The organism is Microvirga flocculans ATCC BAA-817 (assembly GCF_000518665.1).
Classification (GTDB): Bacteria; Pseudomonadota; Alphaproteobacteria; order Rhizobiales; family Beijerinckiaceae; genus Microvirga; species Microvirga flocculans.
The window spans coordinates 350579-375068 of record NZ_JAEA01000002.1 but is presented as its reverse complement, the minus strand read 5'-3'; the positions used below and the strand labels follow the sequence as shown (position 1 = coordinate 375068).

Here is a 24490-nt window from a genome sequence, read left to right as displayed (position 1 = left end):
GAATTGGGGATTAAGACGGGCTTCGTCAACCTTGGAGGGGGTCAACGGCGCCTTTCGAGGTCAATAAAGGTAAACGGATGCTCGTCATCCGGCCCTCGGGGGTGATCCTCCCGGCGCATCTCGCGAAACTGTGACCGGTCGATTGCGGGGAAAACGGCGTCGCCCTCCGGCGCCGCCCTTACCTCGGTCAGGAACAGCGCTTCGACATGCGGCATGGCCAGCGCATAGATTTCGGCCCCTCCGACAACCGCGACAGCGTCCGCTCCCATGCGAGCTGCGAGTTCCTCGCCCTTGGCGAGCGCCTCCTCCCAGCTCCGGGCCACGTGCACGCCTTCGGCCGCGAAGCCGGGATCGCGGGTCAGGACGATCGTTTCCCGGCCCGGCAGGGGTTTCCCGATCGACTGGAACGTCTTCCGCCCCATGATCATGGGCTTGCCCATGGTGAGCCTGCGGAAGCGTCCGAGATCGGTCTTGAGACGCCAGAGCAGCTGGTTGTCCCGCCCGATGACGCCGTTCTCGGCCACGGCGACGACGAGGATCAGGGGAATGGTCATGGCTCCTCCGCAAGGTGTCTGAGGGCCTCGGCGATATCGGCCTGCGTGGCATCGACCTCATGCGCCAGAAGCTCGCACACTGCAAGTTCACGGATGAAAGCGAGAATGAGCGAGGCGTCACAAACCGTGGCGGGACGGATCGATAGGTTCATTCATCCTCTTTACGGGAACATATGTACGCCGCCAACCGGCCCGTCATCTCCTTTGTCAATCCAGAAGGGCCCTGGGCGTCAGCCTAGCCTCAAATGACGAAGAAGTCATGGAAGCTGATCGAGAGATTCTTCTTAAGGGTGGCGATCTCGACAGGCTTAATCTTAGTCACTGCCCCATCGGCATCATATAAAAGGACGCCCTTGGCCTTATCGTAAAGGATCCGGTCCTCACGATCCTTTGCCTTGGAGCCGACGACGAACATGTCGTTGCTGAGTTTTCTCGGCTTCGCGAGCGTGCCCGCTCCCAACTTCGTGAAAATTTTGTTGTCGAGCCAGATCGAATCCGCAGGGGCGCTGAAATCGACGATCCTATCCCTATTCGAGAACTTGCTCGGTCTGGTATCGAATACGAAAACGTCCCGGCCCGTGCCACCGAGCAGCATATCATTGCCGTCCCCGCTCCAGATCTTGTCGTTACCGCTCCCGCCCCAGATTTTATCGTTTCCGGCTCGCCCCTGAATTTCATTGGCTTTCGCATTGCCGCGAAGATGGTCGGCTCCGCTATCGCCGGTCAGCAGGAAATCGTTCGTAATGACCCAGCTAACGGTCTGTTCCAGCGAGCTGCGGTCCCCCCTCACCCAGTCGGTCGGGTCATAGGCCCTGGCCTGCAGAGTATGGGTTCCGAAACCGTAATTGTCCTTGGCGACATGGAAGGTCTCGCCCAGATTGGCGAATGTCTTGCCATCCAAGGTCCAGTCGACCTTGATCACGGCAGGATCGACGGTATCGACGAAAAAAGTGGTAGGGTTATGATGTGTAACCCAGTTGTTGGTGTAGCCGTCTAACGGATCGACGAATTCGTAAAACTTGAGGACAAACTGCTCCCGCGACACGACATCGAAGGGACGCCCTAATGTTTTCATCTTGGAATCGAGCGAAGGGCGATAGACCCCAGTTGCATGATAATATGCGCCTTCATAAGCACCAATGGTGCCGATACTAGGCTGGTTATAGCCTAACCATTTGGCCCATTTGGTACCGGCAGGATCCTTTGTCACATTGGCATAGAATGGTTCGTTACCGGCATAGGCGCCAACCGCCCCATAATCATATTCGTCGCCAAGTCCAGTAAAGGCATGGGCGATCTCATGAAGGGCTATCTCGTAGGCCTGCTCGTTGCCTGCGGAATAAATACCGGAGTCGTAACCCGCTCCGCCATAAGCCTCGCTGTTGACGAGAATAAAGCGCATCTCGGAGGCGAAACCAGCAGATCGCAGGACGTCTTGCTCGATGGCATCTACCTTGTCGAGATTGATATTGAGTGCCCGGCCACTGTAGCTCGCGTCGAGAGCCGTATCCCTTAAAATCCCTCTGGACGGATCATCCGCACCGGACTCGTTCGATACGACATCAATAGAATGAATATTGAAAAAATTCCGATAACGACCGAAGGGCTCGCTTAAGAGGCTTCCGTTGAACATGTAGCTAAGCAGACCCTGAACCTGCGCTGCATAAGTCGTGCCGATCTCGGAAGACGTATATCCATCCCCCATGAAGACCATGTCGATCCGGTTCGAGCTTAAACCTGCTGCCTGCAGGTGACGGAGGGTGGACACGGAGAAACCTCGATCACATTATAACGGTATAAAGTATCTTTTCACCCTAACCGATCAGTTTCGTTCTGGGTAGTGGCGACTTCATTGAGGCAGACGATTGAAGGGCTACTCTTCTTCCTGCATCCGCCGCGGCGAATTCCATTCCTCCAGGACGGCGTTCATGTCGTCGAGCACGAAGAACCGGGCGCTTTCCACGTCGTAACCTTCCTCGAGAAGACTGTCGTAATCCGTCAGCCGGTGCCGGATGTAGGATGTCAGCGACAGCCAGGCCGCCGCTTCCGGGGAGGCCGCGTGCAGGCCGCGACTGCCGAGGGCGTGGTCGGTCACGGCCTCGAATTCGTGCCGCGGAATGCGAGGGGCGAGAATGCGGACGGCGCTCTCGATGGCTTCGCGCCTGTTCATGCTGTTCAGACTGCGACGGGAGCCTTGATGGCCGGATGCGGATCGTAATTCTCGATGGTGATGTCGTCGAAGGTAAAGTCGAAGAGCGAACGCACGGAGGGATTGAGGCGCAGCTTCGGCAGCGCCCTCGGCTCCCGGGAAAGCTGGAGGCGGGCCTGCTCCAGGTGGTTCAGATAGAGATGCGCATCCCCGAAGGAATGAATGAAATCCCCAGGCTGAAGGCCCGTGGCCTGCGCCATCATGTGGGTGAGCAGCGCATAGGAGGCGATGTTGAACGGCACGCCGAGGAAGACGTCGGCCGAGCGCTGGTAGAGCTGGCAGGACAGCCGCCCCTCCGCGACGTAGAACTGGAACAGGCAGTGACAGGGCGCGAGCGCCATCTTGTCGATCTCGGCGGGGTTCCAGGCCGAGACGATCAGGCGGCGGCTGTCGGGATTGCGCCGGATCTCGTCGAGAACCCAGCGGATCTGGTCGACGGTGCCGCCGTCGGGCTTGGCCCAGGAGCGCCATTGCTTGCCGTAGACGGGACCGAGGTCGCCGTTCTCATCGGCCCATTCGTCCCAGATCGTAACACCGTTCTCCTGCAGGTAGCGGATATTGGTGTCGCCCTTCAGGAACCAGAGCAGCTCATGGATGATGGAGCGCAGGTGGAGCTTTTTCGTGGTGACGAGCGGAAAGCCTTCGCTGAGATCGAAGCGCATCTGATGGCCGAACACGGAAATCGTCCCGGTGCCGGTCCGGTCGTCCTTGCGGACGCCTTCGTCCATGATGCGGCGAATGAGATCGAGATAGGCTTGCATGCGGTGCTCCTGCTCCAATCATAGGGCAGCGGGGGCGACGTTCCGAGTCGCTTTTCAACGAAGGATGGGGACAACCCACCCTTTCAAAATTCATCCGCCCCACCTATATTGGGCCTGCCGGTCGCAAGGTCGGCTATGGCGATAAACGGCTATCGAAATAAACCCATCGGACCCGGGGGCGGTACCCGGCGCCTCCACCAAAGTCCAGGCCCTGCTTGGGCTTTGGCGGGGGCGAAATAGGATCGACGAGGGCGTAAAGGGTAGACTTTCGCTCGGCATGGTTCCGCCGTTATCGGGCCGAATCTATAGTTGCCAACGACAACTATGCTCCGGTTGCAGTGGCTGCGTAAGCGGTCCCTAAAGCCGACTCAAAGCCCTAGCGGTTAGCACCGTTAGGCGGGGTCCGGAGGCACCTGGCAACAGAAGCCTCCACTTTCGTTTCTGCAAGGGCTCACGCATGGCCGGTAAAGACCTGATCCGCTACGATCTTCTGGTGCAGGACGCGCTCAAGGGCGTCGTGCGCAAGGTGCTGATCGATGCAGGAAAGGACGGGCTTCCCGGCGAGCACCATTTCTACATCTCCTTTCGCACGGATTTCCCCGGCGTTCGCCTCTCGAACCGCCTGCGCGAGAAATATCCGCAGGAAATGACGATCGTCCTTCAGCACCAGTTCTGGGACCTCAACATCACAGAGCACACCTTCGAGGTCGGGCTGTCATTCTCCGGCATCCCGGAGCGGCTGCTCATCCCCTTCGACGCGCTCACCGGCTTCTTCGACCCTTCCGTCCAGTTCGGCCTCAAGTTCGACAGCCAGGACGAGGAGGAAGAGGAAGAAGCCCCCGAGGCTCCGCCCGCCCCTCAGCCTCTTCGCGGCAATGCCGCCGAGCCGGTGGAGCTGAAGCAGTCCCGAAAGCCCCTGCCCGCCGCCGAGAAGAAGCCCGAGCCGGCCCCCAAGAACGAAGAAGCAGGGCCTCCCGCGGACCAGGCTCCCAAGGCCGAGGCGGCCGAGCCTGCGTCTTCGAGCACCGCCGAGGTCGTCAGCCTCGACGCTTTCCGCAAGAAGAACTGATTCTCCCCCTTATCGCCGCGTCAATCCAGCCGCCTCGTCGGCGCGCATCCGAACGTGCATGGGCAAGCCGCCGCGCGGCCTCAGGGTGATCCGCTGCACGGGTTCGACGACGTGGCCCTCTAGGAGGTCGAGGCGGATCGTGCGGGCGATGGTCGCGAGCACGATTACCGCCTCCTGAAGCGCGAAGCTCGCGCCGATGCAGACCCTCGGCCCGGCCCCGAAGGGCAGATAGGCGAAACGGTCGATCCGCCCGCGCTCCTCGGGAAGGAAACGCTCGGGCCGGAAGGCATCGGGATCGTCCCACAGCCTCCGATGACGATGGAGGACGTAAGGCGCGATGGCGACCATGGATCCGGCCGGAATCGCGAGGTCGCCGATCATGTCGTCCTCGATGGCCGTCCGGCTCATGTAGGGCGCGGGCGGATAAAGGCGGATCGCCTCGTCGATCACCGCCCGGGTATACACGAGCTTCTCCAGGTGGCGGGGCTCGAACGGCCCGGCCCCCAGCACGTCATCCACCTCTCGCTCCACATGGGTGCGGGCGCGCTCGTCCTGGGAGAGGAGATAAAGCGACCAGGACAGGGCATTCGCCGTGGTTTCGTGACCGGCTCCGATGAAGGTGACGATGTTGGTGCGCACCTCGACATCGCTGAGCCCCTTGCTGGTCTCCGGATCCGCCGCCTCGAGGAGCAGGGTCAGCAGATCCCGGGGGGCCGGCTCGCCGCTCGCAAGCAGCGCCTTGCGGGCCTCGATCAGCTCGTTCACGGTCTCCTCGAAGAATTGGATCGAAGGCCGCGCCCGGATGCGGCCGACCCGCGGAATCCAATCCGGGAAACCGAAGATGTCGAGCGGATCGATCCGGCCGATGGAGTTGAAATAGCGGGTGATCGCCCGCCCGAGGGCATCGGGATCCTTCGGCACGCCATGGGTGAAGATCGTCCGCTCCAGCACGTCGAGGGTGACCCGCGTCATCTCCAGGGAGACATCGACCACGCGACCCTCGGGGCGTCGCTGCCAGCGGTGGACGAGGCGCTCCGCCGCCCCGACCATCGCCGGAAAGAAGCCTGCGACGTTGCGTGGGGTGAAGAGCGGCGCGATGGTGCGGCGCTGGAGCCTCCAGGCGTCCCCTTCCGCCGTCACGAGCCCCCTGCCGAGGCCGGGAGCCAGAATGCGGATCTGCAGGTCGTCCTTCCGGTAATTGGCGGCATTGTCCAGAAGGATGTGGCGGATCATGGCGGGATCGCTCACCACGGTCAGGCGGCCCAAGGCACCGTCGCCCGTGATCACGGGCTCGATGAAATGGTCTTGCATCCACATCGATAGGGGATTTTCACGCACGGCTCTCAGGAAAGCCACGGTACCGAGGGGCTCGGTGCGGGGCTTGGGCGCAGGCGGGCGGAAATGGGGCTCTTCCAGGATGTCGCTCATGCGAATTTACGAGGCCTCCATGCGCGTTCGACGGTTGCGGGCGTCATCATTTGAGATAAGAACACGCAACTCCATCGAAAGAGGTCAGGATGTCGCCCTCAACCCGCATCGAAACAGATACCTTCGGCCCCATCGAAGTTCCCGCCGACAAGCTCTGGGGTGCGCAGACGCAGCGCTCCCTCCAGAATTTCCGCATCGGCACTGACCGCATGCCCCTTCCCCTCGTCCACGCGCTGGCCATCGTGAAGCAGGCCGCTGCCCTAGTGAACAAGGATCTCGGCAAGCTGGACCCGAAGCTGGCCGACGCCATCGCCGCGGCCGCCGCCGACGTGGTGCAGGGCAAGCATGACGACGAGTTTCCCCTCGTGGTCTATCAGACCGGTTCGGGCACCCAGTCCAACATGAACATGAACGAGGTGCTCTCGAACCTCGCGATCGAGCGCCTCGGCGGCGAGCGCGGCAGCAAGAAGCCGGTTCACCCCAACGATCACGTGAACATGGGCCAGTCGTCGAACGACTCGTTCCCGACCGCCATGCACATCGCCGTGGCGCGCGAGATCAACGACCGCCTGCTTCCGGCCCTCAAGCACCTGCTGAAGGCCTTGGAGGAGAAGCAGGAGGCCTTCAAGGATCTCGTGAAGATCGGCCGCACGCACCTGCAGGACGCGACCCCGGTCACGCTGGGCCAGGAATTCTCCGGCTATGCAACGCAGGTTCGCCTCGGCATCGCCCGCATCGAGCAGACCCTGCCCGGCATCTATGCGCTGGCCCAGGGCGGCACCGCCGTCGGCACGGGCCTGAACGCCCATCCGGAATTCGCCGACCGCTTCGCGGCGAAGGTGGTGGAACTCACCGCCCTGCCCTTTACCTCGGCCGCCAACAAGTTCGAGGCGCTCGCCTCCAACGACGCCCTCGTCTACACCCACGGCGCCCTGGCGAGCCTTGCGGCGGGTCTCTTCAAGATCGCCAACGACATCCGCCTCATGGGCTCCGGCCCGCGCTCGGGCATCGGCGAGATCTCGCTGCCCGAGAACGAGCCCGGCTCGTCGATCATGCCCGGCAAGGTGAACCCCACCCAGGCCGAGGCCATGACGATGCTGTGCTGCCAGGTGGCCGGCAACCAGACCACGGTGACCTTCGCCGGAAGCCAGGGCCATTTCGAGCTCAACGTGTTCAAGCCGGTGATCGTGAACGCCGTGCTGCAGTCGATCCGCCTGCTCGCAGATGGCGCGATCAGCTTCACGGACAACTGCGTGGTCGGCATCGAGCCGAACAAGGAGCGCCTCAAGGAGCTCATGGAGCGCTCGCTCATGCTGGTGACGGCGCTTGCTCCGAAGATCGGGTACGACAAAGCGGCCCATATCGCCAAGACCGCGCACAAGAAGGGCACGACGCTCAAGGAAGAAGCCCTGAATGCCGGCGTGTCTTCCGAGGACTTCGACGCCGTCGTTCGTCCCGAGACGATGCTTCAGCCGGGCGAATAAGCGATCCGCGCGCCATGGCCGAGATCGTCAATCTGCGCCAGGCGCGCAAGCAAAAGGCGCGGGCCGAGAAAGAGGCCCGCGCCGAACAGAACCGCATCAGCTTCGGCCGTACCAAGGCCGAAAAGAAGCTGACGAAAGCCGAACAGGACCTGGCCCAGGGCCGCCTCGACGCGCACAGGCGCGATTCCGACGAGAAGCCGTGAATGGGCTTCGCCATCGTCAAACGTTCCGTCTCCATCGCCGGTCACCGCACCAGCATCTCGCTCGAGGAACCCTTCTGGGCGGGCCTGCGGGAAATCGCCGAGCGGGACAAGCTTTCCGTTCAAGCCTTGATCGGATGCATCGACGCGGAGCGCGGCGAGCAGAATCTCTCCTCGGCCATCCGCGTCTTCGTGCTGGCCGATCTACGGGAGCGCCTGAACCGGGCTGACGCGGATCAGCGTGTCGGGGACGTTCCGTAGACCGTGGGCGGTGGCGCAACCTCCACAGGCTGGCTCAGAGGCGGCGCGGAGGTCGGCGCGGGCGATCCTTCCGTTTCTTCCGGCTGGTTCCGCTGCTCCAGTTGCAGCCGCTCGGCATCCCGGCGCGCCCTTTCGGCCTCGGCCCGGGCCTTGGCCTGACGCTGCGCCTCTTCCTCTGCCGCCTTGGCCCTCTGCCGCTCGGCCTCCCTTTGCGCGTCGATCAGGCGCTGGCGCTCGGCCGCGGCCCGTTCGAAAGCCTCGATCTTTTCGAGCTCCCGCTTGAGCACGATCGCAGCCAGCCCGTTGCGGAACGGCGCGGCATCGATCTGGCGGACCGGAGCCGCCAGCGAGCCCTGCCAGTTCAGGCCGATGGAAGGCGGAGCGCCGACCCATTCCCGAGGGGATGTCTTGGCCGTGAGCGCCCCCCGCACGTCGAGCTGTAGGGTCTTCAGGTCATAGGCAACGGCGCCCTGCCAGATGGCCGGGCCGCTTTCGGCCGTAAAGGGCGAAAGCCGCAGGAGCCCTCCGACGAGCGCGGCGGAGGTGCGGATGGACGCAGCCTGGAAGGGTGCGCGGCCGATTTCCATGCCGAGAAGGGACTCGACCTTGCCCTCGGCCAAGGGATCGCTCTCGGCCAGGGACCGCTTGAGCGCACGGTCGAACACCCCGGGATCGGCCGCGGGAATGCGAAGATTAGTAATCTGCCAGTCGCCCGCCCCGCCGAGGCTGGCCACGATTTCGGAGATGCTTTCGCCCGCCGCACCGAACTTGAGCGGCCCGGACAGAACGGCCTCGAACGGCGTCTCGCCGACGAGCGCCCACAGGGGTACCCGGTCGAGGTTGCCTTCGCCGACGATGGTGGCGAGCGCTCCCTGCCGCGTGATCGTCGTCGTGCCCGTGATCTTTCCCGAACCGACGGTGGCGTCGAGATTGCGGATCGAAATCCCGTCCGGCTGGGCCGCGAGGACGAAGGAGGCGCGGCTCGACTGAAGCCCCCGCCCCAGATCGAGTGTGCCGATGCGGAAGGTTACCTGCCCGCCTGAAACGAGGCGGCCGCTCTCGCCGAAGCTGGCGCTGGACCAGATCGCCGTTGCGGCAGGATCACCCTTCATGTTGAGGGACAGGGTCGTGACGAGCCACGGCAGGGAAAGGCGTCCGAGAGACACTTCGCCGCCGATCTCCGAACGGGACGCGGCGACAAGGCGCGCCCGGACAGGGTCGTCCGCCACCCTGGCGTTGATGTCGAGGAGGGTCGCCCCGCGCTCACGGCCGAGCGTGACCCGTCCGCTGACGGGAATGGGCGACGCCACGCCCGCGCCATCGCCCAGCAGAAGCAGGAAGGGCGTGATGTCGGAGGCCGAAATCTCGGCCTCGCCGTTGTCGACCACGTCGTCGCTCTGGCTGAGGGCGAAGGGGCGCGTGGTGGCCACTCTCACGCCCGCAATGTCCCCGGCAAGCGTGACGTTGAACCGCCCGGAGCCGATCCGGGATCCACGCAGATCGATCTTGGACGGGCGGTTCAGGCCCGCCAGGGCGGGCCGGTTCACCCATCGCCCGGTATTCTCGGAGGAGAGACCGAGGGTGAGGCTCTCCGTGCGGCCGTCGACGGACTCGACCTGCCCCTCGAAGGGGCCGCCGGCCACGCGGCCGATTGCGGTCGTGCGCAGCCTCAGCTCGGTCGAGCCGGGAGCCGGCGCCACCCGCTCGGAGGTGACGTCGAGATCGAGTGCGCCCTCGCGGACGAACCGTGGCACGAGGTTGGATATGCCGCCGACCCAGACGCTTCCCAACAGGTCGATCAGGGGCGCGGCCCGCTGGGCGGTGACCTTGCCGGAGATGCGCCCCGAGCCGTCGGGAGCTATCCGCCCCCTCACGCGGGCCTGGGCCCCGGCGAGATCGACGATATCGAGGGTTTCGACCAGGAGAGCCGGGCCATCGGACAGGATCCGGGCCGAAATGCGCCCCGTGGCCGGGCTCTTTCCGGCGCTGACGCCCCGCGCATCCAGGATGAAGCCGACATCGATGTTCTGGGTCGCCTGGAAGACGCTGGAAACCTGCGGCAGGTCGTCGAGGTTCAGGCTCTGAATGGCGACCTGTGCCTCCAGCTTGCCGCGTTCGGCCCCCTCCGGCGCAGTGTAGCGGACATTGCCGGTCAGGACCGACTCGCCGGTCTTCAGGCGCAGGCGGTTGAAGGAAAGGACGGGGTTCGAGAAGGCGATCTCCGACGAGGCCTCGACGGGCCGTCCGTCGAGCAGCCTTAGCAGAGGCGACTGAAGGCCGATGCGGGCCAGATAGCGCGCGAGGCGGTCGGAGGCATTGGAGGCGAGCGCCACCTTGCCATTGATGCCGCCCCTCGTTGTCATGCCGAGCTGGCCTTCGAGCGCGACCCGGGTTTCGCCCGGAGCCGTGAACTCGATCCGGTCCAGACGCGCCCGGCCGGTATCGAGGGACAGGCGCAGGATGGCGTTCGAGAGATCCTCCTGGCCCAGGCCGATGCTGTCGATCTTCAGATCCAGGTCGATGGGGATCCGGATCAGCGGCAGGGACCATTGCTGGAGCCTGCTTGCAAAATCCTGCCCGGTGGACGAGAGGATGAAGCTGTCGGCGTCGAGCCTGCGCCCTTCCAGACGCAGGGATATGCGCGGATCGTTGAGCCCGACCCTGCCCTCCCCGGTCATGCGCAGGCTCGCGCCGCCCTCGCCCGCCTCCAGGCTGACCGGCCCGAGTTCGACGACGCCCGGCGCCGTCCTGAACTCGGTTTCGACCACGATGGGGATCGGAATTCCCGCGGCCGCCAGCTGTGCCGGCGGACCGAACAGGATCTTCGCCTTGCCCGACACGTTCGGCGTCGCGGCCTCGCCGCCCGCCTCGTTGAGCCCGAAACGGGCATCGACATCGAAGCGCGGATAAATATCCCCGCCGCCGGAAAGCTTGACCTGGATCGTCCTGTCCTCGGCCAGCTCGCCGGTCACGAGCCGGAACGGCACGCCGGAGGTCGTTCCCTCGACCCGCCAGGGGCCGATGAGCTTCTGGCCCTCGACGAGGACATTCTCCGCGAAAGCCTGGTTCGTCCGGCCCGTCGTGGCGCTCTGGGTGGTGATGAGGAGCTGGCCGACCGCAAGGTTCTCGATGGCCCATTCGCGGGCCCGCCCGCTGCCGGAGACCAGATCGGGCGGCAGGCGCCACTCGCCATCTCCCGAAACAGGGATGCGGATGTCGGCCCGGCCGACCCGCGTCTCCGTAAATCGCACCTCGCCCCGAAGGAGCGGTGTCAGGGCGATTTCGGCCCAGACGGCGTCAGCCGTGAGAACGGGCGAGTCCGGCGTCTTTCCGCCGAGCCTGAGGCGTCCGAGCTCGATCCGCGGCGTCGGCAACAGCCTTACCCGGATCCCACCTTCCGTCTTAGCCTCCGTGCCCGATGCACGCGCGATGATGCCGTCGATCGTCTCGCGATGCGCCTCCCAATCTGTGAAGGGAGGCGCCGCAACGGCGATCGCCAGGATCAGGATCACGATGGATGCGATGATCGTCAGGATATCGCGCAAGAGGCTGCCTTTTCTCCGTTACACTGAGACGTCCTTATCCGATCCGGACAAGGACCGGGAGCGCTGTTCACCGTGTTCCACCGTCAAAGCGCGACGATCTTGCCTGGGTTCATGATGTTGTGAGGATCGATCGCCTGTTTCAAGACGCGCATGAGGCCAAGAGCCGCCGGGCCGTGCTCGACCTCCAGGTACTTCATCTTCTTCTGGCCGACCCCGTGCTCGCCCGTGCAGGTGCCCTCCATGGCGACCGCGCGGCGCACGAGCCGGTCCACGAAAGCCTCGCAGGCCTCGATTTCCGCCGGATCGTCCGTATTCACGAGGGGTTGAACGTGGAAATTGCCGTCGCCGACATGGCCGACGATGGGAGCGACGAGGCCGCTTTCCAGAATGTCCCGCTTCGTGGCCTCGACGCATTCCGCCAGGCGCGAGATCGGCACGCACACATCGGTCGCGACCGACTGTGCGCCCGGTCTCAGGCCCTTGGCCGCCCAATAGGCGTCATGCCGGGCCTGCCAGAGGCGGGAGCGATCCTCGGGCTTCGTCGCCCAGTCGAAGGGGCCGCCGCCGAACTCGGCCGCGATCTCCCCGAAACGCTCCGCCTGCTCCTGTACGCCGCCCTCGGTGCCATGGAATTCCAGGAGCAGCAGGGGACTCTCGGGCAGGGAGAGCTTGGAATGCAGGTTGACCGCCTTCACCTGCACTTCGTCGAGAAGCTCGATGCGGGCCACCGGAATGCCGGTCTGGATCGTCATGATCACCGCGTCGCAGGCCGCCTTGACGGATGGGAACGGGCAGATGCCGGCCGAGATGGCCTCGGGAATGCCGTGGAGTTTGAGCGTGATCTCGGTGACGATGCCCAGCGTTCCTTCCGAACCGATGAGGAGACGGGTGAGATCGTAGCCTGCCGAACTCTTCTTGGCGCGGCTTGCCGTCTTCACGATCTCGCCGCTGGGCAGCACGGCGGTGAGCGCCAGAACCACGTCCTTCATGGTCCCGTAGCGCACGGCATTGGTGCCCGAGGCCCGCGTGGCGACCATGCCGCCGATGGAGGCATCGGCCCCCGGATCAATGGGGAAGAACAGGCCCTTGTCGCGCAGATGCTCGTTGAGCTCCTTGCGCGTCACGCCGGCCTCGACCACGCAATCGAGATCCTCGTCATGAACGGCGACGATGCGCTTCATGAGGCTCACATCGACGCAGACGCCGCCATAGGGTGCATTGATGTGCCCTTCCAGCGAGGTGCCGGTACCATAGGGAATGACCGGGACGTCATGCGCGGCGCAGAGCTTGACGATATCCGAGACCTCCTCAGTGCTGCGCGGATAGACCACGATGTCCGGCGGCTGGTTGTTCACCCAGGTCAGGGAATGCCCGTGCTGCTCGCGCACGGCGGCCGAGGTCACGACCCGGTCGCCGTAACGCTGGGACAGCTCGGACAGAACGGAGGCAAGGGCGGCATCCGACGGTTTCCCGCGGGCGGCATGGGGGGCATTCATGAGAACTTCATTTCCGGTTGCGATGCTCGGGTTATCCATAGCTACCAGAACCGTTGCAAGGGCAACACCGCGATGAGAAACTTGCCGCACTCCTCATGGACAACCCGCGGGAACGTGTTAACGTTCATTTCTTGCGCAAAGGACAATGGTCTTCCGGGAGGAGCCGAGGGTCGCATCTGATGACGGAAAAGAAGAGTCCCGTCTTTTTCTTCGCGCCCTTCGTATCCTCCATGATGCGGGTTGAGCCCGCATGGATCGACTACAACGGGCACATGAACATGGCCTATTACCATGTTCTGTTCGACCGCGCCGTCGAGGAAGGCTTCAGCCTCGTGGGGCTGGGCCACGATTACATGGAAAAGCGCAAGGCTTCCTTCTTCGCGGCTGAAGTCCATACCGTCTACAAGCGCGAGCTGAAAATGCACGACCGGGTGCGCGTCACGCTCCAGCTCGTCGATTACGACGAGAAGCGCATCCATTATTACATGGAAATCCGCCATGCCGGCGAGGGCTGGGTCGCCGCGACCATGGAGGGCCTTTCCCTTCACGTGGACATGGAAACCCGGAAGGTCTGCCCCTTCCCTGAAGACATTGCCGCCAACCTCGCCGTCATGAAATCGACCCATTCCCGCCTGGCGAGACCCCAGGCGCTGGGACGCACGATCGGCATTCCCCTGAAGGCCGAAGCCGCTCTCCTGGCCTCAAGCACCCGGCACTAAAACCGGCAGCCCAGGCTCCAGGCGCTGGCGGATCCATTCGGTCACGGGCCGCTCGTACCAGCGGAAAACCAGAAGGGAGGCGAGAACGGTCCCCGACAGGGTCAGCACGACATAGCCCCAGGGACCGATCAGCGGAGCAAGGCCGCTCCTGACCATGACCTCCCCGCCCGCCCGGATGACGAAGGGATGGATCAGGTACAGGGCATAGGAAGCATCGCCCAGGGCAATGCCCATGCGCGTGGGCCACGACATGGGCCGTTTCCGGTCCACACCGAGCACCGCAGCCGTGACGAAAAGAGCGGCTGGCACCCCGAAGCCCAGCACACGCGGCATGGAGACCTTGGCCTCGATCGCGAGCAAGCCCAACCCGCCCAGCGCCAATGCGAGGCGCAAGGCCCGCGACAGGACGATGCCTTCCGCCTTGAGAAGGGCCAACGCCATGCCGAAAGCGAATTCCAGGATGATGGGATCGGTCCAGAAGCCCAGCGGCTCCGGAAGGGCGACGGCTCTGCCGATGGCCACGGCAGCGGCCATGACGCCGATCAGCCCGAGGACGGACCGCCGCATGGGCCACGCCACGGCCAAGGCGAAGAGGAGATAGAAATACATCTCGTAATTGAGGGTCCAGCCTAGGGAGTAGAGCGGCTGAACCAATCCGTCGGGCCGCTCCACCGGAAGGAACAGGTAGGACGCAAGGACGAAGCCGGGATCGAGGATTTCGCTGTTGATGGCGCTCGGCAGGACGAGAGCGACCGCGAGATAGAGCGTCGTCGCCGTCCAGTAGAGCGGCACCACGCGCCCGACGCGGCGGACGATGAAGACCCTTCCGGCACCCGGCGTGTCGAAAAGCTTCTGCGAGGAATAGACGATGATGAAGCCGGAAATGACGAAGAAAACATCGACCCCGGCGGCCCATGGAACGAGGTGAAGGGGCGTGAACTGCCAGCCGAAGCGCGCCGCGATCGCGCCTGCATCATGCTGAGCATGGAGGATCGCGATCGAGAGGGCCGCGCAGGCCCTCAGAATTTGGATATAGAGGAGCTTTGACATTCCCCGGGCCCGGCTCCACGCTCTCGAGCATCGTGCATAGCCGGGGGGCTTCGTTCCAGCAAGCCGGGCGGCGGGGGCGAGAAGGTCACAGCCCGACCGGGGCCCAAGGCGCCGGTCAGGTCCGCCTTCAACGGTTTCTGCCGACGGGCGGCACCGGAACATAGGGAGGGGTGGAGAACATCTGCTGACGCTCGATGCTCTGGCGGATGCTTTCGTTCTCCCTCTGGATCCGGCCTTCGAGCTTGAGCTGCTCCTGATCCTCCTGGATCTGCCGGTTATACATCCTGGCCTTTCGCTCCGCGGGGCTGACGCGAGGCAGGGGCTGCGCATCGGCCGGCAGGGCGAGGGGCAGGATGAAACTCGAGACGAGAGCAAGGGCCACCAAACGACGCATGGGACATTCCTCTTCGGTCCTGTTTCCCCCATATGGCGATGAGGCCTCTTTTCGGCAATGAAGGAGGAGCCTTGAGGGCCGGGACTGCGGCAGGATCGCAGGCATTCCGGGCTCGACGCCGTTCGCCTTTTGATCCATGGTCCCGTCGATGAATCAGTCCGATCCCAGACCCGATCCGCAGGACAGCCTCGCCCATGAGCCGGCGTCCGGCTCCTTGAGCGCCCGCGCCCGTGCTGCGGTTGCGCCGCAATCCCCCTATCTGAACGGCCTGAACCCGGAGCAACGCGCCGCCGTGGAGGCGACGGAAGGGCCGGTTCTTGTCCTGGCGGGCGCCGGAACCGGCAAGACCCGCGTGCTCACGACCCGGATCGCCCATCTGATCGCCACCGGCAGAGCCTACCCCTCCCAGATCCTCGCGGTGACCTTCACCAACAAGGCGGCGCGGGAGATGCGCGAGCGCATCTCGGCCGTGATCGGCCCCGTCGCCGAGGGAATGCAGTGGCTCGGCACCTTCCACTCCATCGGCACCAAGATCCTCCGCCGCCATGCCGAACTGGTGGGCCTGCGTTCCGATTTCACGATCCTGGGAACCGACGATCAGCTTCGCCTGATGAAGCAGGTGATCGAGGCCGAGGGCATCGAGGAGAAGCGCTGGCCGGCGCGTCAGCTGGCAGGCCTGATCGACGGCTGGAAGAACCGGGGCCTCGGGCCCGATCAGGTCCCGGGCGGCGAGGCCGGGGCCTTCGCCAACGGCAAGGGCGGACGTCTCTACCGCGCCTATCAGGAACGCCTGAAGGTCCTGAACGCCGTCGATTTCGGCGATCTCCTGCTCGAATGTCTGCGCCTGTGGCGCGAACATCCGGACATTCTGGAGCAATACCAGGAGCGCTTCCGCTACATGCTGGTGGACGAGTACCAGGACACCAACGTCGCCCAGTATCTCTGGCTGAGGCTCATCGCCCAGAAGCGCAAGAACCTATGCTGCGTCGGCGACGACGACCAGTCGATCTATGGCTGGCGCGGCGCGGAGGTGGACAACATCCTGCGCTTCGAGCACGACTTCCCCGGCGCAACCGTGATCCGGCTCGAGCGCAATTACCGCTCCACCGGGCATATCCTCTCGGCCGCTTCCGGCCTCATCGCCAAGAACCAGGGCCGTCTCGGCAAGACCCTGCGCACGGAGGACGAGCCGGGCGAAAAGGTCACGATCACCGGCGCCTGGGATTCGGAGGACGAGGCGCGGCTCATCGGCGAGGAGATCGAGGCGCTGCACGCCAAGAAGAATCCGCTCTCCGAGATCGCCATCCTGGTGCGCATTTCCGCGCAGATGCGCGAAATCGAAGACCGGCTCGTGACGCTGGGCGTCCCCTACCGCGTCATCGGCGGCCCGCGCTTCTACGAGCGGGCGGAAATCCGCGATGCGCTGGCCTATCTGCGCGTGGTCAACCAGCCGGCCGACGACCTCGCCTTCGAGCGCATCGTCAACGTGCCGAAGCGCGGGCTTGGCGACGCCACGATCCAGGTGCTGCACAACCATGCCCGCGCGGCCCGCGTGCCGCTGGTGGAAGCGGCGCGCTTCATCGTGGAGACCGACGAGCTCAAGCCGAAGCCCCGCGCCACCCTGCGCGACCTTCTCATCTCCTTCGGCCGCTGGTCGAAACTGTCCGAGACCATGACGCAGTCCGAGGTCGCGCAGATCGTACTTGAGGAATCCGGCTACACCGACATGTGGCAGAAAGACAAGTCGGCCGATGCGGCGGGACGGCTCGAGAACCTCAAGGAACTCGTGCGGTCCATGGAGGAGTTCCCCGACCTGCAGAGCTTCCTCGAGCACGTCTCGCTGGTCATGGAGGCCAACGAGAGCGACACCTCCGAGCGCGTGAGCCTGATGACGCTTCATGCGGCGAAGGGCCTGGAATTCGACACGGTCTTCCTGCCCGGCTGGGAGGAAGGCCTTTTTCCGAACCAGCGGGCGCTTGACGAGAGCGGCCGCGCAGGCCTTGAGGAAGAGCGCCGGCTCGCACATGTGGGCATCACCCGCGCGAAGCGGCGCGCGAAGATCTATTTCGCTTCCAACCGGCGCATCCATGGGCTGTGGAACTCGACCGTTCCCAGCCGCTTCATCGACGACCTGCCGGAGTCGAACGTGGAGATCGTCGAGGCTCCCGCCAATTTCTCCTACGGCGGATATGGCAGCGGATCGCGGTTCGACCGCATGCAGCCTTTCAGCGGCTCATCCTACCAGACGCCGGGCTGGCAGCGCGCCCAGGCGCATCGCGCCTCGACGGAGGATGGCGGCTATTCCGCCCGCCGTTCGGGCGAGCGCCGCGGCCCGGTGCTGATCGAAGGCGAGCTGGTGGCCAAGTCCACAGGCAGCTCGGGCTTCAAGGTCGGCGGCCGTGTCCTTCACACCAAGTTCGGCCCGGGCACCATCGAGGCCGTGGACGGCAACAAACTCACGGTCGAGTTCGACAAGGCGGGCAGGAAGATGGTGCTGGACAGCTTCGTCGAGGCATTGGGGTAGGCGCGGCCGCCGACCGGCCCCTCTAGCCACGCGCATGCAACTGTGGAACCATCTGCCTCCGGCAACCGCTCCGAGAGGCTTCGATGTTCCCGCTGTCGCATATGCTGAAATCCTTCGTCCGCGCCGGTACGCTGAAGGTCATCGACGCGGAAGGCGGCGTCCATGTCTTCGGCGGGGAGAAGCCCGGGCCGAGCGTCACCATGCGGCTCACGGACCGCTCGCTCTATCACAAGCTGTTCCTCAACCCGGAGCTTCATGCGGGCGAGGCATATATGGACGGTCGCATGAGCTTCGAGGAAGGCTCCTCCTTGCGGGACTTCCTGAATCTCTTCTCCATGAACCGCTCGACCCTGGCCAATTATCCGCTGCAGAACGTGCTCAAGCGGATCTCGCGCGCCGTGAAGCGCTTCCAGCAGGCCAATCCCGTGGGCAAGGCGCAACAGAACGTGGCGCATCACTACGATCTCGGCAACGATTTCTACCGGCTCTTCCTCGACAAGGGCATGCAGTATTCCTGCGCCTATTTCACCAATGACGACGAGACCCTGGAAGATGCGCAGCAGAACAAGCTCCGGCTCATCGCCTCGAAGCTGCAGCTGAAGCCCGGCCTCAAAGTTCTCGATATCGGCAGCGGCTGGGGCGATCTCGCCTTGTACCTTGCGGCGATGGAGGACGTGGACGTCACGGGCGTCACCCTGTCGAAAGAGCAATACGAGCTTTCCAACGAGAAGGCGCGCCGCGCAGGGCTTTCCCACCGGGTTCGCTTCGAGCTTCTCGATTACCGCAAGGTCGACAGGCGTTTCGACCGCATCGTCTCGGTCGGCATGTTCGAGCATGTGGGCGTTCACCATTACGGCGAGTTCTTCGCCAAGATCAATGCGCTCCTCGACGACGACGGGCTCATGGTGCTGCACTCCATCGGCAAGATGAGCCCGCCGGGCACCGCAAGCCCGTGGCTCAGGAAATATATCTTCCCTGGGGCCTATTCCCCTGCCCTGTCGGAGGTCTTCCCCGTCGTGGAGCAGAACCAGCTGTGGGTGACCGATCTCGAGTTCCTGCGGCTGCACTACGCGAAGACGCTCAATCACTGGCACCGGCGCTTCGAGGCGAACCGGGCCAAGATCGCCGCCATGTACGACGAGCGCTTCTGCCGCATGTTCGAGTTCTATCTCATCAGCGCGGAGACCATGTTCACCACCGGCAGCCAGCTCGTCTTCCACATGCAGCTCGCCCGCAAGCGCGATGCGGCCCCCATCGTGCGCGACTACGTCACCGACACGCAGCGCGCGTACAGGGCCAAGGAAGCCGAGCGTCTGAAGGTGCTGGAACCGGCGAGGGATCTGACCCCGGCCTGACGCGGCGCTCGCTCCCGAACGATATCGGGCTTACGAACAGGTGACCTGACGCCAAAGCGGTGCTAAGGCGAGGCCATGCTCGAAGGACTTCATCCCAACCGCCCGACCCACGTCTTCCGCATCACCACGGACGGCCGCTCCGCGCGCGCCATGACCGACATGATCGGCGAGATCTTCGACCCGGCCGAGACGGCCGTGGCCTCCTTCGAGACGGAGGATGGCGGGCCCTGGCTGCTGGAGGCTTACTTCGCAAGCCAGCCCGACGAGGCCGCGATCCGCAATCTCCTGCGGCCCATCGTCGGCGCGGAGGCGGACAAGGGCGTTTTCCTGCCCCTCGAGCAGAAGGATTGGGTGAAGGCCTCCCTGGAGGGCCTCAGGCCCGTTCGCGCCGGGCGCATCTTCGTTCACGGCTCCCACGACCGCGACCAGCGCCGCCCCAACGATATCGCCATCGAGATCGAGGCGGGCCTCGCCTTCGGCACGGGCCACCACGGCACGACGCTCGGGTGCCTCCAGGCCTTCGTGGATGAGCTGAAGATCCGCACGCCGCGCCATGTGCTGGACGTGGGCACGGGAACGGGCATCCTGGCCTTTGCGGCGGCGAAGGTTCTGAAGCGGCCGGTCGTGGCCGGCGACATCGATCCGGAGGCGGTCCGCGTGGCGCGGGAGAATGCGCGCCTCAACGGGATCGGGGCCTGGATGAAGCTTTACGTAGGCCCCGGCATCCAGCACGAGGAAGCCGACAGGCCTGGCCATTTCGACCTGATCTTCGCCAATATCCTGGCGAAGCCCCTGCGGATGCTGGCGCCGTCCCTGGCGCGGGTGGCGAGCAATGACGGGGCGCTCATCCTCTCGGGCCTGCTGGCGCGCGACGTCCCGGGCGTGCTCTCGGCCTATGCCCATCACGGCTGGTATCTGCACCGCCGGTACGATCTGGAAGGCTGGGCCGCCCTGGTGATGAAGCGGGGCAGCGCGCGTCCGCAGCCCCGCCGGTAAGCCCCTTATTCGGCCATCACGCCCGGATAGCGCTTGGCAAGCTCGCGGCGAAGCTTGACGGCTTCGACCAGGACTTCGCGGATGGCCTTCAGGGCAGCGACGATGATCATGATGGTGACTTTCTGAGCAGGGGAAAAGGTTAGACCTTGGCGGGCAGGAGCTCGGACTGGTCGAGGAACAGCGGGGAATGGTCCTGCCTGCGGCCGAGATCGGCCAGGAGCGCCTCGTGACGGCGCAACTCCCAGGCCGCTCGGCGGGAACGGCTTTGCATGAGCGCATTCATAAAGCGGGTTGCAAAATGCGACAGCTTGGACGGGACCGGTTTCTTACCCTCAAGCGCGGAAAAATAAACGGCTGTGGTCATGGGCTCATCTCCAACGTGTTGGTGTGAGACCCTTCAGCGTTCCTCTGTTATCGTTGCCAGGAAGATAAGCTCGGTCCGACTTTAGTAGAAGTCATAGGATCACATGAAAGACATGCACAGCACGCAGGGCATCGTCACAATAGATTAATCGTTGGGCGCTGAGCGCATGTTTCCTGAGCGGGTTGCCCACAAGCGCAGCGTCGTTCCGGCGGTGGACGTCCCTCCCCGGAATGCCGGACGACCCCAAAAGTGGTTTCCACTTTCAAGGCCGATGCACTAGCGTAGCGGCTCTTCGTCTTCCCGTTCCCCGGTGCTGTTTTCCATGGCTCAGTTCCAGTTCTTCGACGACACGACCTCCCCTGCCCAGGGCCCCAAGCATATCGCCAAGCTACGCGCCGAGATGGCCCGACGCGGCATCGACGGCTTCCTGGTCCCCCGCGCCGACGAGCATCAGGGAGAATACGTGCCCAGGAGCGCGGAGCGCCTGGCCTGGCTCACCGGTTTCACGGGTTCGGCCGGCACGGCGATCATCCTCCAGAACGAAGCGGCCCTGGTGGTCGACGGGCGCTACACGGTTCAGGCCGGCGAGCAGGTGGATACCTCCGTCATCACGCCCGTCCAGCTTGCCGATTCCACGCCCGAGGACTGGATCGCCGGGCATCTCCCGTCGGGCGGCACCCTGGCCTATGACCCCTGGCTTCACACCAGCGACGGATTGAAACGCCTCGAGGAGGCCGTGGGACGGGCGGGCGGTCGCCTCGTGCCGGTCGACATGAATCTCGTCGACGTCATCTGGATCGACCGTCCTGCCGCTCCGCAGGCGCCGGTGCGTCCGCATCCGCTCGAATATGCGGGCGAGGCTGCCGAGGCCAAGCTGGAGCGCATCCGCAAGAAGATGGATGAGGCCAAGCTCGACGCCATCGTCATCTCGGATCCGCACAACCTCGCCTGGGCCTTCAACCTGCGCGGCGGCGACGTGGGGCACACGCCCCTGCCGCTCGGCTACGCGATTCTTCCCAAGGAGGGCCGGGCGCGCCTCTTCTTCGATCCGGTGAAGGTCACGAACGAGGCCGGAGACGCGGTGGGCGATCTGGCGGAGTTCGCTCCTATCGGCTCCTTCCAGAGCGCCCTCGACGAGCTGGGGCATGCGGGAGGCAGGATCCGCATCGATTCCGCGACCGGCGCGGTCGCCCTGATCCGGCGCATCGAGGCCGCGGGCGGCAAGGTCGATGTGGGCGCCGATCCCATCGCTCTCATGAAGGCGGTCAAGAACGAGGCCGAGATCGCAGGCTCGCACGCGGCGCACCTGCGCGACGGCGTGGCGGTCGCCCGCTTCCTCGCCTGGCTCGACCGCGAGGCCCCGTCGGGCAAGCTCACGGAGATCGACGCGGTGGAGGCGCTCGAAGCGTTCCGCGTGGAGACGGGCGCGCTGAAGAACATCTCGTTCCCGAGCATTTCGGGCGCGGGCCCCAATGCCGCCCTGCCCCATTACCGCGTGACGGGTTCGAGCAACCGCGCCATCGAGCGCGATCAGATCTTCCTCATAGATTCCGGGGCGCAGTACGAGGACGGCACCACGGACATCACGCGCACCGTCATCGTGGGCGAGCCGACGCCGGAGATGAAGGACCGCTTCACCCGCGTGCTGAAAGGCCATATCGCCATCGCGCAGGCGGTTTTCCCGAAGGGTACGACGGGCGCGCAGATCGACGCCTTCGCCCGCAAGCCCCTGTGGGAGGCAGGCCTCGATTTCGACCACGGCACGGGCCACGGCATCGGCAGCTATCTCTCCGTGCACGAAGGCCCGCAGCGCATCGCCAAGACCGGGCACACGCCGCTGGAAGTCGGCATGATGCTCTCCAACGAGCCCGGCTTCTACAAGCCGGGCGCTTACGGCATCCGCATCGAGAACCTGATCCTGGTGGAGCCGCGCACGATCCCCGGCGGCGACCGCGAGATGATGGGCTTCGAGACGCTCACCTTCACGCCCATCGACCTTCGCCTCGTGGAACCCGCGATCATGACGGCGGACGAGATCGCATGGCTCAACGCCTACCACGCCGCCGTCCGCGAGAAGATCGGCCCGCATCTCGATGCCGGGACGCGGGCGTGGCTTGACGCCGCGACGCAGGAAATCGGTTAGAGGATACCGCGCAGCAGCACGACCGACGCCACGCCGACCGCCACCGTGCCGAGCAGCGGCAGCCGGAAGGCCGCCACGGCCGTGATGGCTGCCGCCAGGGCTTCCGCCCATCCGGTCGTGAGCGCGGTCGGCGCGATCACGGCCACCAGCACCGCCGGCGGAATGGCGTCGAAGGCGGCCTTGGCGCGGCCCGTGAGCACGAGGCGATCCGCCACGAAGAGGCCTGCGATACGCGTGAGATAGGTCACGACCGCCATGGCGAGGATGGCGAGCAGGGTCGTCGTGTCGAGGCTCATGAACGCACCTCCTTCGGAGCGGCGCAGTAGGCGGCGGCGATACCGGCCAGCGCGCCGGAGGCCACGTGCCAGGGCGCGCCGATGAAGCGGTGCACGAGGGCCGCGACGGCGGCGCTGACGGCCACCGTGACCAGCGTCACCCGGCTGCGCCCGAAGCCGGCCACGAGGCCGATGAACAACGCCGTGAAGGCGAAGTCCGCGCCGATCCGCTCCGGATCGCCGAGGAACGAGCCGAGGATTGCGCCGAAGGTCCCCGCGAGCGTCCAGTTAGCCCATAGAACCGCCGCCATGGCGGCCCAGTAGGCTCCGGTCACCGGCCGCTCCAGCGCCCGGCGCTCGGACAGCGCCCAGGCTTCGTCGGTGAGGAAGAAATAGGCGAGCAGGGTCTGCGCCCGGGACAGCCTGACCTTGGGAGTCAAGGACGCCCCCATCAGCACATGGCGCGCATTGATGAGCAGGGTCGCGAAGGCCAGGGCTGCGATGGGAGCCGGATGCACCCAGGTCTCGATGGCGGCGAACTGCGCCCCGCCTGCAAAGACGAGGGCCGACATGAGCGTGACCTCGAGCGGCGACATGCCTTTCGCGACCGCGACCGCACCGAAGAGGAGGCCGATGGGAATGGCCGCCACGGCGACGGGCGCGATGTCGCGCAGGCCGTCGCGGATTTCGCGGCGATAGGTGGAGACGAAGGGGTTTGCCCGATCCATGAACCTGCCCTTTTTGCAGGGCCTTATGCGCCCTGGCCGCCGGGCCGTCTTGGACGAAAGTGCGGTTCACGCAGCCCTGTAGGCGCCCGGCGTCACGCCCATGCGGGCCTTGAAGACCCGGTTGAGATGGCTCTGGTCGAAGAAGCCGCAGGCGGCGGCCACGTCGCCCGGCGCCTCGCCCTGCTGCAGGAGCCGCGTTGCCGCGCGGAAGCGCCGGTCGAGGAGATAGGCGCGCGGCGTCAGGCCGGTCTCCTTGGCGAAGGCCCGGATGAAATGGCTGCGCGACAGATCCGCGAGGCGCGCGAGCTGGGCGAGATCCGCCTCCTGGCCGAAGTGGGAATCCAGATAATCCCGCGCCCGCAGGATCCCCCTGGAACCATAGCGAAGGTCCGGCAGGGCATCGAGATCGGCCCAGCGGACGATCAGGCGGCTCAGGAAATCGATGAGCCGCGTGTCCTGCTCCATCTCGGAGGTCCAGCGCCCATCCCGCGACAGGCAGGCATGCAACTGGGCATGGGCCAGGGTCAGCTCCGGATCCTGGATGACCGAATGCGGGAACCAGGGCGGCCGGGAGAGCGGGCGTCCGGCCACGTCCTCCGCGATCTCCTGCATCAGCTCGGGCGAGGGATAGAACGTGCGGTATTCGAAGCCGCCGCCATAGGGCTCCCCGTCGTGGATCTCGTCGGGGCAGACGACGGCGATGGAGCCCGCGGGCGCATAGCGCTGCTCGCCGCGATGGAAGAAGGTCTCGCAGCCTGCGAGGACCGCCGCGATGGCATAGGTATCATGGCTGTGGCGGGCATAGGCGTGGCGGCGGAAGGTCGCGCGCAGGCAATCGAGGTCGCGATAGCGCGGCACCCGCCAGAAATGCGTTACGTCGCCCGCTCCGATCAGGTCGGGATCGAGCGAGACCTCAGGGGCGATCACCGTCATGG

At 65.0% G+C, this 24490-nt stretch carries 23 protein-coding genes and 1 other RNA gene; 10 read left to right on the top strand and 14 right to left on the bottom strand.

Annotated elements, in window-relative coordinates; translation table 11 throughout:
• Positions 1–41: 41 nt before the first annotated feature.
• From L879_RS0104880 to L879_RS0104860, 5 genes are all read right to left on the bottom strand, one after another.
• Positions 42–554, bottom strand: coding sequence for a dihydrofolate reductase (locus L879_RS0104880; RefSeq protein WP_027315119.1), 513 nt, complete (start codon positions 552–554; stop codon positions 42–44).
• A complete protein-coding gene (locus L879_RS23555; RefSeq protein WP_154664086.1) occupies positions 551–706 on the bottom strand; it encodes a hypothetical protein in 156 nt (51 codons plus the stop codon). The genes L879_RS0104880 and L879_RS23555 overlap by 4 nt, the downstream gene beginning before the upstream one ends.
• A gap of 89 nt (positions 707–795) precedes the next feature.
• Positions 796–2322 carry a M64 family metallopeptidase gene (locus tag L879_RS22595; RefSeq protein ID WP_154664085.1) on the bottom strand — a complete coding sequence of 509 codons (1527 nt, stop codon included), beginning with the start codon at positions 2320–2322 and terminating at the stop codon, positions 796–798.
• A gap of 105 nt (positions 2323–2427) precedes the next feature.
• Complete coding sequence (locus L879_RS0104865; protein ID WP_027315118.1) at positions 2428–2724, bottom strand: DUF2293 domain-containing protein; 297 nt, start codon at positions 2722–2724, stop codon at positions 2428–2430.
• A gap of 5 nt (positions 2725–2729) precedes the next feature.
• Positions 2730–3524: a thymidylate synthase gene (locus tag L879_RS0104860; protein ID WP_027315117.1), complete on the bottom strand. Its 795-nt coding sequence runs from the start codon at positions 3522–3524 to the stop codon at positions 2730–2732.
• A gap of 77 nt (positions 3525–3601) precedes the next feature.
• Here L879_RS0104860 and ssrA point away from each other — a divergent pair.
• Positions 3602–3958, top strand: a transfer-messenger RNA (tmRNA) gene (ssrA, locus tag L879_RS23125).
• A 23-nt stretch (positions 3959–3981) separates the two neighbouring features.
• A complete protein-coding gene (locus tag L879_RS0104855) occupies positions 3982–4593 on the top strand; it encodes an SspB family protein (protein WP_027315116.1) in 612 nt (203 codons plus the stop codon).
• Between the two features lie 9 nt (positions 4594–4602).
• On the opposite strand, the gene L879_RS0104850 is transcribed toward L879_RS0104855, so the two are convergent.
• The gene (locus tag L879_RS0104850) at positions 4603–6021 is read right to left on the bottom strand and encodes a cytochrome P450 (RefSeq protein ID WP_027315115.1); all 1419 of its coding nucleotides are present in this window, start codon (positions 6019–6021) and stop codon (positions 4603–4605) included.
• Positions 6022–6110: 89 nt separating this feature from the next.
• Between L879_RS0104850 and fumC the strand changes: the two genes are divergently transcribed.
• The 3 genes from fumC to L879_RS20475 are packed head-to-tail and all read left to right on the top strand — an operon-like array spanning position 6111 to position 7966.
• Entirely contained in the window at positions 6111–7505 is a 1395-nt protein-coding gene (fumC, locus tag L879_RS0104845) for a class II fumarate hydratase (RefSeq protein ID WP_027315114.1), read from the top strand.
• A 14-nt stretch (positions 7506–7519) separates the two neighbouring features.
• On the top strand, positions 7520–7708 hold the full coding sequence (locus L879_RS0104840; RefSeq protein WP_027315113.1) for a DUF4169 family protein: 189 nt from the start codon (positions 7520–7522) through the stop codon (positions 7706–7708).
• Positions 7709–7966 (top strand): ribbon-helix-helix domain-containing protein, encoded by a 258-nt coding sequence (locus tag L879_RS20475; protein ID WP_035458657.1) that lies wholly within the window; start codon positions 7709–7711, stop codon positions 7964–7966. It abuts the gene before it with no gap.
• Here L879_RS20475 and L879_RS20470 read toward each other — a convergent pair.
• Positions 7942–11511, bottom strand: coding sequence for an AsmA family protein (locus tag L879_RS20470; protein WP_051435038.1), 3570 nt, complete (start codon positions 11509–11511; stop codon positions 7942–7944). The genes L879_RS20475 and L879_RS20470 overlap by 25 nt on opposite strands.
• 83 nt (positions 11512–11594) lie before the next feature.
• Positions 11595–13007 carry an FAD-binding oxidoreductase gene (locus L879_RS0104825; RefSeq protein ID WP_027315112.1) on the bottom strand — a complete coding sequence of 471 codons (1413 nt, stop codon included), beginning with the start codon at positions 13005–13007 and terminating at the stop codon, positions 11595–11597.
• A gap of 179 nt (positions 13008–13186) precedes the next feature.
• Here L879_RS0104825 and L879_RS0104815 point away from each other — a divergent pair, with 179 nt between their 5' ends.
• Positions 13187–13726, top strand: coding sequence for a thioesterase family protein (locus L879_RS0104815; protein ID WP_027315111.1), 540 nt, complete (start codon positions 13187–13189; stop codon positions 13724–13726).
• Here L879_RS0104815 and L879_RS0104810 read toward each other — a convergent pair.
• Entirely contained in the window at positions 13709–14776 is a 1068-nt protein-coding gene (locus L879_RS0104810) for an acyltransferase family protein (protein ID WP_210278668.1), read from the bottom strand. The two genes, L879_RS0104815 and L879_RS0104810, sit on opposite strands and share 18 nt — an antisense overlap.
• A 127-nt stretch (positions 14777–14903) precedes the next feature.
• Positions 14904–15170, bottom strand: coding sequence for a hypothetical protein (locus L879_RS0104805; protein WP_154664084.1), 267 nt, complete (start codon positions 15168–15170; stop codon positions 14904–14906).
• Between the two features lie 148 nt (positions 15171–15318).
• Here L879_RS0104805 and L879_RS0104800 point away from each other — a divergent pair, with 148 nt between their 5' ends.
• The 3 genes from L879_RS0104800 to L879_RS0104790 all read left to right on the top strand — a co-directional run bounded on the left by L879_RS0104800 (position 15319) and on the right by L879_RS0104790 (position 20045).
• Positions 15319–17694, top strand: a complete 2376-nt coding sequence (locus L879_RS0104800; protein ID WP_027315108.1) for an ATP-dependent helicase — start codon at positions 15319–15321, stop codon at positions 17692–17694.
• Between the two features lie 83 nt (positions 17695–17777).
• On the top strand, positions 17778–19049 hold the full coding sequence (locus L879_RS0104795; protein WP_027315107.1) for an SAM-dependent methyltransferase: 1272 nt from the start codon (positions 17778–17780) through the stop codon (positions 19047–19049).
• 75 nt (positions 19050–19124) lie between these two features.
• Positions 19125–20045: a 50S ribosomal protein L11 methyltransferase gene (locus L879_RS0104790; RefSeq protein ID WP_027315106.1), complete on the top strand. Its 921-nt coding sequence runs from the start codon at positions 19125–19127 to the stop codon at positions 20043–20045.
• A 139-nt stretch (positions 20046–20184) separates the two neighbouring features.
• Here L879_RS0104790 and L879_RS0104780 read toward each other — a convergent pair whose 3' ends face one another.
• Positions 20185–20409, bottom strand: coding sequence for a hypothetical protein (locus L879_RS0104780; RefSeq protein ID WP_027315105.1), 225 nt, complete (start codon positions 20407–20409; stop codon positions 20185–20187).
• Positions 20410–20731: 322 nt separating this feature from the next.
• On the opposite strand from L879_RS0104780, the gene L879_RS0104775 reads away from it, so the two are divergent.
• Positions 20732–22552, top strand: coding sequence for an aminopeptidase P family protein (locus L879_RS0104775; protein WP_027315104.1), 1821 nt, complete (start codon positions 20732–20734; stop codon positions 22550–22552).
• On the opposite strand, the gene L879_RS0104770 is transcribed toward L879_RS0104775, so the two are convergent.
• From L879_RS0104770 to L879_RS0104760, 3 genes are all read right to left on the bottom strand, one after another.
• Positions 22549–22848 (bottom strand): AzlD family protein, encoded by a 300-nt coding sequence (locus L879_RS0104770; RefSeq protein ID WP_027315103.1) that lies wholly within the window; start codon positions 22846–22848, stop codon positions 22549–22551. The genes L879_RS0104775 and L879_RS0104770 overlap by 4 nt on opposite strands.
• Positions 22845–23555 carry an AzlC family ABC transporter permease gene (locus L879_RS0104765; RefSeq protein ID WP_027315102.1) on the bottom strand — a complete coding sequence of 237 codons (711 nt, stop codon included), beginning with the start codon at positions 23553–23555 and terminating at the stop codon, positions 22845–22847. Before L879_RS0104765 ends, L879_RS0104770 begins: the two co-directional genes overlap by 4 nt.
• Positions 23556–23621: 66 nt before the next feature.
• On the bottom strand, positions 23622–24488 hold the full coding sequence (locus L879_RS0104760; RefSeq protein ID WP_027315101.1) for a helix-turn-helix transcriptional regulator: 867 nt from the start codon (positions 24486–24488) through the stop codon (positions 23622–23624).
• Between the last annotated feature and the right edge of the window lie 2 nt (positions 24489–24490).